Source organism: Streptomyces boncukensis (genome assembly GCF_011045075.1).
Taxonomy (GTDB): Bacteria; Actinomycetota; Actinomycetes; order Streptomycetales; family Streptomycetaceae; genus Streptomyces; species Streptomyces boncukensis.
The window spans coordinates 1-2,050 of sequence record NZ_JAAKZZ010000839.1; the positions used below are offsets into that span (position 1 = coordinate 1).

The following is a 2,050-nucleotide window of genomic DNA, read 5'->3' on the forward strand; positions in this document are numbered from 1 at the left end:
GGGAGGGGCGGGGCGATGCTCGTCACCGGTGAGACGGCGGCGCGCGAGGTGGGCGTCGTCCCCGCGACCATCCGCAGGTGGGTGCATCTGGGCCAGCTCGCCCCGGCGGGACGGCAGGGCCGCGCGCTGCTCTACCGGCTCCAGGACGTCTTCGCGGCGGAGCGCACGGTGCGCGGGCTCGACCCTCCGCACCGCGCACGCGCGGTCAGGCCCCCGGTGTCCCGCACGGTGGCGCGTAGTCGAGATAGGGGACGTGAGCGGACCACTGGTCGCGGGTGATGGTGGGACGGGCGTGCTCGCACGCCCGTCCGATGGCGCGGTCGGGGTCGAGCCCGTAGAAGTGGACGCTGCGGATGTAGCTGCTGGCGGCCAGTACGCGGCCGTCAGGGCTGAAGGCCACGGATCCGACGGCGGTGGTGTAGCCGGACAGGGTGGCGGTCGTGGTGGGGCGGCCGGGGTCACTGACGTCCCAGAGCTGTACGGTGCGGTCGTCGCTCGCCGTGGCCAGCCTCCGCCCGTCGGGGCTGAAGTCGACCGCTCCGACCACGTCCCGGTGCCCGCGCAGGACGGCCCGCCGGGCCGGTTTCCCGGTGCCGGACAGATCCCACAGGAGTACGGGGGTGTCGCCGCCGCCCGCGGTGGCCAGGGTACGGCCGTCAGGGCTGAAGGCCACGGCGAAGACCATGGTGCTGTGGCCCGTCAGGGTGGCGGTCGTGGTGGGGTTCCGGGGGTCGGCGATGTTCCACAGCCGGACCGTGCGGTCGTTGCTCGCCGTCGCCAGCGTCCGGCCGTCGGGACTGAACGCGACGGAGCGCACCGCGCCCCGGTGACCGGACAGCGTCGCCGTCCGGGCCGGACGCCGCGGATCCGCCACACGCCACAACCGCACCCTCCGATCATCACCCCCCGTCGCCAGCGTCCGCCCGTCGGCACTGAACGCGACGGAACGCACCGCGCCCCCGTGACCGGACAGCGTCGCGACCGCGTCCGGCCGCGCGAGGCCGTGCGTCTCCCAGAGCCGCGCCACGTGGTCGCTGCCGCCGGTGGCCAGCAGCTTCCCCTCCGGCCCGAAGTCGAGCCAGCTCACCTCGCCGTCGGGGTGCGCGTCCCACGAGGTCGCCAGGGTGCTGAGCAGGCTGTCGCGTGTCGTGGGGGTGCGGTCCAGGCGGTACGCGGCCAGGCCCAGCTGAACGGCCAGGCCCGGCCGGGTGGGGTACAGGTCGGTGGCCGTCTCGGCGAGGTCGCGGGCGGCGGCGCGGTCCCGCTGCTGGGCGAGCTGGTGCCGGGCCCGGGAGGCGCGGTCGGTGGCGACCGCGGTGGCCACCAGGAGCGTCGCGAGCAGGAAGACCAGGGAGCGCCAGACCAGGGTGCGGCGGCGTGCGGATCTGCGGGCGGCTGCCTCCACGGCGGTGCTGGCGCGGAGGAAGGCCCGTTCGCCGGTGGTGAGACCGACCTGGGGGTCGGCCAGGAGTTCGCGGGCCAGCGCGAGTCGCTCTCCGCGGTAGAGGGCGCCGGAGTCCCGGCCGACGTCCTCCCAGGCGCGGGCGTCCTCGGTGAGCCGGCGCTGGACGCGCAGGCGGTCCCGGTCCTCGGCGAGCCAGCCGCGCAGGCGCGGCCACGCCTGGATCACCGCCTCGTGGGTGAGCTGGACGCGGTCCTGGTCGAGCGTGATCAGTCGTAGGTGAGCGGCCTGTTCCAGCACATGGGCGGTGTCCGCGTCGCGGTCCAGCTCCGCGCGGGGCAGGGGGCGCCTGGTGTCCTCGGTCCCGTCGCCGAGGGCCACCAGCCGGACGAAGATCTGCCGGGCGATTCTCCGCTGCGGCTCCCGCAGCGAGGCGTGCAGGTTTTCGGCGGTCCGGGCGAGTCCGCCGTCGAGCCCGCCTGCCCGCTGGAATCCGCTGAGGTTGACTTCCTCCCCCTCCCGAGGGAGGGGGATTCCCCTATGAGGGGGTTCGGCCGGTCGCCCGGCTTACGGGTTCCTGCTTCGCGGACCGGGTAGTCCCAAGGTCTCCACAGGCTGACACGGGCTGCCCGCCCGCGTTTCGGATGT

The 2,050-nt window shown here is 75.0% G+C and carries 1 protein-coding gene and 1 pseudogene; one reads left to right on the plus strand and one right to left on the minus strand.

The features are described 5' to 3' along the window. Nucleotides 1-15: 15 nt before the first annotated feature. A pseudogene (locus G5C65_RS38765) lies at nucleotides 16-177 on the plus strand (helix-turn-helix domain-containing protein); the annotation flags it as partial. A gap of 28 nt (nucleotides 178-205) precedes the next feature. On the opposite strand, the gene G5C65_RS40595 reads toward G5C65_RS38765, so the two are convergent. Then, nucleotides 206-1,936 (minus strand): WD40 repeat domain-containing protein, encoded by a 1,731-nt coding sequence (locus tag G5C65_RS40595; RefSeq protein ID WP_338146832.1) that lies wholly within the window; start codon nucleotides 1,934-1,936, stop codon nucleotides 206-208. Nucleotides 1,937-2,050: the final 114 nt, after the last annotated feature.